This is a genomic window from Pseudomonas helleri, from assembly GCF_001043025.1.
GTDB classification, from domain to species: domain Bacteria; phylum Pseudomonadota; class Gammaproteobacteria; order Pseudomonadales; family Pseudomonadaceae; genus Aquipseudomonas; species Aquipseudomonas helleri.
This window is the reverse complement of sequence record NZ_JYLD01000014.1, coordinates 135,687-141,800: the sequence shown is the minus strand read 5'-3', so window position 1 is coordinate 141,800 and position 6,114 is coordinate 135,687. Positions and strand designations below refer to the sequence as shown.

The window sequence follows — 6,114 nt, the reverse complement described above, 5'->3', positions numbered from 1 at the left end:
TCGGTTGGCACGTACTGATTGGTCGTCGTATTCTTTTTCATGGACTCGCCCTCGCTGTCGTTGGCTTCTAATAGAATGCCGCCGTGGCGCACAGACGCCTCGGCTTGGGCGAGTCCATGTAATTACAAGGGCTGTACCTAGCAGATCTGCCAGTAGGCAGCCGTGCAGCGCCGGTGCAAGCTGAGCGCAAGTCCCTGTACACGGCGAGCGTACACACATGCCCACAGTCCTCTATGCCTACGACCCACTGGACCGCTTGATCCAGACGGCGGGCATTCGGCGCTTTTACAACAGCTCGCGCATGACCACCGAAATCCAGGGCGCGGTGCAGCGCAGTGTGTTTCAGGTGGGCGATCACGTGTTGGCCGAGGGCGGGGCGGGTGGCAGCAACCTGCTGGCCACCGACTTGCAACGCTCGGTATTGCACACGGTTAACCCCGATAAAACCCAATCCATGGCTTACAACGTGTATGGCCATCGCCCGGCTGAAAGCGGCGTGGCCAGTGTGCTGGGCTTTAATGGCGAACGGGCTGACCCGGTGACGGGGCATTATTTGTTGGGCAATGGCTATCGGGCGTTTAACCCGGTGTTGATGCGTTTTAACAGCCCGGACAGTTGGAGCCCGTTTGGGAATGGTGGAATTAATTGTTATGGGTATTGTGGTGGGGATTCGATAAATAGACGTGATGACAGTGGGCATGCTGTTTTTTTCTTGAGCGGTAAGGGGGCAGCAAGCAGTGCGGGCTTTTTCTCATGGTTGCTATCTAAGCGCAGCTCAAAGTCCTCGGCTAAATATGCAGCTCGTTTTGGGGCAGCAGTGAATAAAGAGACTGTAGAGTTCTTTCGAATTTCAGAGTTGGAGCCTGGTATTTTTGCTGCTTATGACCGCAGGGCCACGGGTGAGCTGAGATTGACGTTGCATGGCCACGGTAATGTTGGATATATCGTCAATGATGCAGGGCAAGGGCTAACCGCTTCTTATTTGGCTCGGCTTGTTAAGAAAAAGGGATATAACGAACATACGACATCCAGAATTTGGTCATGTTATTCGGGCGCGGGGGATGCCGGATCTTTAGCTCAGGCTTATGCGGATATTACTCAGCAGAGTGTTAAAGGCATGGAAGTGAAGTTGGCGGCAACATTTGGACCTAAACAAATAATGGAGGCTTTCCATAGCAAAGAGATAATTTTGAATATTCGTGACAGAGTCAGAGTAGAAAAAAAATATACTGCTCTGAAAAGTGCAGAACAGTTTGAAAGTAACGAGAGTGCATTTCCAGGGTATCGGAGCCGAGTGTTTACTCCCTCGGTAAGATGAAGACTTGATTTTACTGTCGGGTGGGCGACGTCTAGCGCTTTCTGTTTAGCGCGCTTTTTAAGCGCACCGCGCCCCCTTTCAGCGCACATCCCCACCTGCACCTTTGGTGACACGGTGCGTTCCTACGTGTTTCCCACAAGTGCTACCGATTTGCTCAACACGGCTCTGCGCCCTGCGCTACGTCTGTTTAGACGGTGTTTAGAGCCGTGTTCGGCACCTCCCTCCTAGACGCATTGCGACGTCGTTTTCAGATTTTATTGAATACCTATTCAAGTTTAGGCGCGGCATTTGCATTGTCATGGCAAAGCCCCCGTAAACGGTGGGTCATAACAAGAGCCTGCGCCTGGGGCCATCACCCGCTTTGTGTGAGGAGATACCGCATGACGTCGTTCAACTCCGGGGCCCAACCCCAGAACCGTACGCCTCAATCCATCGGCTTTCTGCTGCTGGACAATTTCACACTTATTTCTTTGGCGTCTGCGATTGAGCCCCTGCGCATGGCCAATCAGTTGTCGGGCCGCGAGTTGTATCGCTGGAGCACCTTAAGCGCTGACGGTAGCCAGGTGTGGGCCAGCGATGGTTTGCAAATTACCCCCGACGCCAGCATGCACAAGGCGCCGGCGCTGGACATGGTGATTGTGTGCGGCGGTATCGGCATTCAACGCACTGTGACCCGCGAACACGTGTCATGGCTGCAAAGCCAGGCGCGCCAATCGCGCCGTTTGGGTGCGGTGTGCACCGGCAGTTGGGCGCTGGCGTATGCCGGGCTGCTGGACGGTTTTGATTGCAGCGTGCATTGGGAATGTCTGGCCTCGATGCAAGAAGCCTTCCCGCGGGTGTCCATGAGCACCCGTTTGTTTACCCTGGATCGCAGCCGCTCTACCAGCTCGGGTGGCACGGCGCCGATGGACATGATGCTGCATTTAATCAGCCGTGATCATGGCCGCGAATTGTCGGCCGCCATTTCGGAAATGTTTGTGTACGAGCGCATTCGTAACGAACAGGACCACCAGCGCGTGCCGCTCAAGCACATGCTGGGCACCAACCAGCCGAAGTTGCAGGAAATCGTTGCGCTGATGGAAGCCAACCTTGAGGAGCCCATCGACCTCGATGAGCTGGCGGTGTACGTGACCGTGTCGCGTCGCCAGCTGGAGCGGCTGTTCCAGAAGTACTTGCACTGCTCGCCGTCGCGCTACTACCTCAAGCTGCGCCTGGTGCGTGCGCGCCAGTTGCTCAAACAAACGCCGATGTCGATTATCGAAGTGGCGGCGGTGTGCGGGTTTGTCTCGACGCCGCATTTCTCCAAGTGTTACCGCGAGTACTTTGGCATCCCGCCGCGTGATGAGCGCGTGGGCTCCAATACTGCGCAGCAAACCACCTTGGTGCCGATCCCGCAGTCCCTGCTGCTGAGCCCGCTGGCCGGGCCGATGGCGTCGCTGCATCAGGCGCGGCACGAGTCGACGTTTGCCAGTGTGAGGGTGTAGTCAAAGCCTCTGTAGGAGCGAGCTTGCCTCGCGATCTTTTAACGGTTCAAAAGATCGCGAGGCAAGCTCGCTCCTACAGCGGGTTACGCTCACCCCCGGCTTTGCTTGTATTGCACCAGCCCCGGCAGCAATTGCTGGTCGATGGCCTGGCGCACGGCGGGCAAGATGGTTGCGCTGCCGGTGTAGAGCTTTTCTACCAGGCCCTTAAGTTCGCGCGCGTTGGTCTCGTTCAGGCCGCACACCACCGCCGAGCAGGCTTGCTCGGCGTTACCCGACACGTCAAAGCCCAGCGAGCGCAGTTGGCCCAGCAGGTCCTGCTCATCAATCAAGTCTGCGTGCATCATGCTTTTTATCCTTTCACAGAGAGGCGATCGAAGCTTGATTCTGGTAGGGCTTCAACGAACGGGCAAGCGAGGTTTGGCGCGATGTCTGGTATGCCTAAGAACAGGTCGTTTTTGGCTAAGTGTCAAGGCGCGGGGCCGGGCAGACTGGGCTCAGTAACACTGCCTGAGGTTTGGTCACCGTCACGGCACTTACACCCTTGGCCCCGGCACTGTAACGGCAGTTTCGGGGCTTTTTTGTGCCGGGCGTTCAGCCCTTGAGCAGTGCTGCGCAGGCGGTTTTGTAGGCGTCGTGCTGGTATTTGTTAAGCGAGGCTGGCAGCTCATACGCGTGCTTTTTAAATTGCGCGTTAAGGGTTTGCGGCGACAGTAACTGCACCTCGCAACCCTCCAGCAATTGCAGGATGCCTTCGATTTTGAAGGTGGTGGGGCCACCGGCAAACTCGCCTTTTTTGCTGCGCTTTTTGATCGCGATGCGGGTGATGGCGTTGGCCTTCACACAGTCGGCCAGTTGGGCGGCGAAGGCTTTGACGCTGGCGGCGTTTTCATCGTCGTCCAGGGCAATTTTTTTGGTGCTGATGGCCACGTGCTCAAGGCCGCCAGCGCCCTGGGTGGCCAGGGCAAAAATGGCTTCACTGCCTTTGATTTCAATCCCGCAAATAGTCATACGCGCCTCATGGGTCATTCCTGACCAATCGATTCCAGAAACTCCGAGCGGTCATCGCTGACTGCCGCAATGCAGTCGTTTTGGGCAATGTTGAACGCCTCGGTGCCGGCTTTGGCCGGGAACACCACAATCGCGCAATCGGCATCGCGCTGGTGCACCCACAGGGTCTGCGCGGTTTTGATTTTGCTGGTGATGTTGTTGAGCTGCGTCGCATTGGCGCCGTACAGCGCGTTGATGCGCGCTTGCAGGGCCTCAAAGTTTTCAGCCAACAACTGTTCGGCGGTATTGCGGCTAAACACCGAGCACGCCAGCGTTTGCTGGTCGTTTTCGACGGCATCACACGGGTTGTGGTCGGCATCATCGGCTGCAGCTGCGCCACTGGTGATCAACGCCAAGGCCAGGAGAATCGATTTCATTGCGGCTTCCTAATCCATAGTTGAGGCGGATTCTGGCTTAAGCGCCGCGCAAAAGACAGTCACCGGCGCATCGGCTGGCGTTGTGGTCGCTAGCGCTTTGTCGCGCATTGACGCTTTCGGCAATCGCGTTGTCGCTTTTGCACCCGGCTGTTTTTACCCCCAAGCCTATGCTGGCCCCAAAGCGCCGGCAGACGATTCGGCGCAGCAAACGCCTATAAGGGGACGCCTGATGAGCCCAGCCGAGTTGCACGCAGACAGCATCGTTATCGACGGGCTGATCATTGCCAAATGGAACCGCGAGTTGTTTGAAGACATGCGCAAAGGCGGGCTCACGGCCGCCAACTGCACGGTGTCGGTGTGGGAGGGCTTTCAGGCCACAATCAATAACATTGTCGCCAGCCAAACCCTTATTCGCGAAAACAGCGACCTGGTGATCCCGGTCAAAACCACGGCCGACATCCGCCGCGCCAAGTCTCTGGGCAAAACCGGGATCATTTTTGGCTTCCAGAATGCCCATGCGTTTGAAGATCAACTGGGCTACATCGAGATCTTCAAACAGCTCGGCGTGGGCGTGGTGCAGATGTGCTACAACACGCAAAACCTGGTGGGCACCGGCTGCTATGAACGCGATGGCGGGCTGTCGGGTTTCGGCCGCGAAGTGGTCGCTGAAATGAACCGCGTGGGCATCATGTGTGACCTGTCGCACGTGGGTTCCAAAACCAGCGAAGAGGTCATCCTCGAATCGAAAAAACCGGTCTGCTACTCGCACTGTTTGCCGTCCGGGCTCAAAGAACACCCGCGCAATAAATCCGACGCTGAACTCAAGTTTATTGCCGACCACGGTGGCTTTGTCGGCGTGACCATGTTCGCGCCGTTTCTGGCCAAGGGCATTGAGTCGACCGTCGACGACTACGCCGAAGCCATCGAATACACCATGAACATCGTGGGCGAAGACGCCATCGGCATCGGCACCGACTTCACCCAGGGCCACGGCCAGGATTTCTTCGAAATGCTGACCCACGACAAAGGCTACGCACGGCGTCTGACCAGCTTCGGCAAGATCATCAACCCGCTGGGCATCCGCACCGTGGGCGAGTTCCCCAACCTCACCGAAACCCTGCTCAAGCGCGGCCACAGCGAACGCGTGGTGCGCAAGATCATGGGTGAAAACTGGGTCAACGTCCTCAAAGACGTCTGGGGCGAGTGACGCATCTCATCCTGTAGTCGCTGCCGCAGGCTGCGATGGGTTGCGCAGCGACCCTAAGATTTTGAAGGTCCTTCGGCCCTTATCGCAGCCTTCGGCAGCGACTACAGGGATCCAGGCTAATGCATCGAATTTTGGAGTTTTATTCCATGGCTAAAATCGCCCCGCAATTACCCATCGAAGTCGACAGCGAGACCGGCGTCTGGACCTCTGACGCGCTGCCGATGCTCTACGTGCCACGGCACTTTTTCGTCAACAACCACATGGGCATCGAAGAGGTGCTGGGCGCTGACGCCTATGCCGAGATCCTCTACAAGGCGGGCTACAAATCGGCCTGGCACTGGTGCGAAAAAGAAGCCGAATGCCATGGCCTGGAAGGCGTGGCGGTGTTCGAGCATTACATGAAGCGCCTGTCGCAACGTGGCTGGGGCTTGTTCACCATTGAAGACATCGACCTGGACAAAGGCACCGCCACCATCAAGCTCGAACACTCCTGTTTCGTGTACGTGTACGGCAAGGTCGGGCGCAAGGTCGACTACATGTTCACCGGCTGGTTTGCCGGGGCCATGGACCAGATTCTGCAAGCGCGCGGCAGCCAGATTCGCACCGTGGCCGAACAGGTCTACAGCGGATCCGAAGAAGGCCACGACCACGGTCTGTTTATCGTCAAGCCGCTGTAAATCG

At 57.0% G+C, this 6,114-nt stretch carries 7 protein-coding genes; 4 read left to right on the top strand and 3 right to left on the bottom strand.

The features are described 5' to 3' along the window. The first annotated feature begins 217 nt into the window (after positions 1-217). On the top strand, positions 218-1,318 hold the full coding sequence (locus tag TU84_RS25300; RefSeq protein ID WP_053225284.1) for an RHS repeat-associated core domain-containing protein: 1,101 nt from the start codon (positions 218-220) through the stop codon (positions 1,316-1,318). A gap of 380 nt (positions 1,319-1,698) precedes the next feature. Continuing rightward, positions 1,699-2,802: a choline metabolism transcriptional regulator GbdR gene (gbdR, locus tag TU84_RS20645; protein WP_048372364.1), complete on the top strand. Its 1,104-nt coding sequence runs from the start codon at positions 1,699-1,701 to the stop codon at positions 2,800-2,802. Between the two features lie 89 nt (positions 2,803-2,891). Here the strand turns inward: gbdR and TU84_RS20640 are convergent, their stop codons facing one another. The 3 genes from TU84_RS20640 to TU84_RS20630 form a co-directional block, all read right to left on the bottom strand. Further along, positions 2,892-3,146 carry a hypothetical protein gene (locus TU84_RS20640; RefSeq protein WP_048372362.1) on the bottom strand — a complete coding sequence of 85 codons (255 nt, stop codon included), beginning with the start codon at positions 3,144-3,146 and terminating at the stop codon, positions 2,892-2,894. A gap of 247 nt (positions 3,147-3,393) precedes the next feature. Further along, positions 3,394-3,810: a DUF3010 family protein gene (locus TU84_RS20635; protein ID WP_048372361.1), complete on the bottom strand. Its 417-nt coding sequence runs from the start codon at positions 3,808-3,810 to the stop codon at positions 3,394-3,396. A 14-nt stretch (positions 3,811-3,824) separates the two neighbouring features. Then, positions 3,825-4,226 (bottom strand): lysozyme inhibitor LprI family protein, encoded by a 402-nt coding sequence (locus TU84_RS20630; protein WP_048372358.1) that lies wholly within the window; start codon positions 4,224-4,226, stop codon positions 3,825-3,827. Positions 4,227-4,455: 229 nt separating this feature from the next. Between TU84_RS20630 and TU84_RS20625 the strand changes: the two genes are divergently transcribed. Continuing rightward, a complete protein-coding gene (locus tag TU84_RS20625; RefSeq protein ID WP_048372357.1) occupies positions 4,456-5,433 on the top strand; it encodes a dipeptidase in 978 nt (325 codons plus the stop codon). A gap of 146 nt (positions 5,434-5,579) precedes the next feature. Beyond that, positions 5,580-6,110 (top strand): 4-vinyl reductase, encoded by a 531-nt coding sequence (locus TU84_RS20620; RefSeq protein ID WP_048372356.1) that lies wholly within the window; start codon positions 5,580-5,582, stop codon positions 6,108-6,110. The last annotated feature ends 4 nt before the right edge of the window (positions 6,111-6,114 follow it).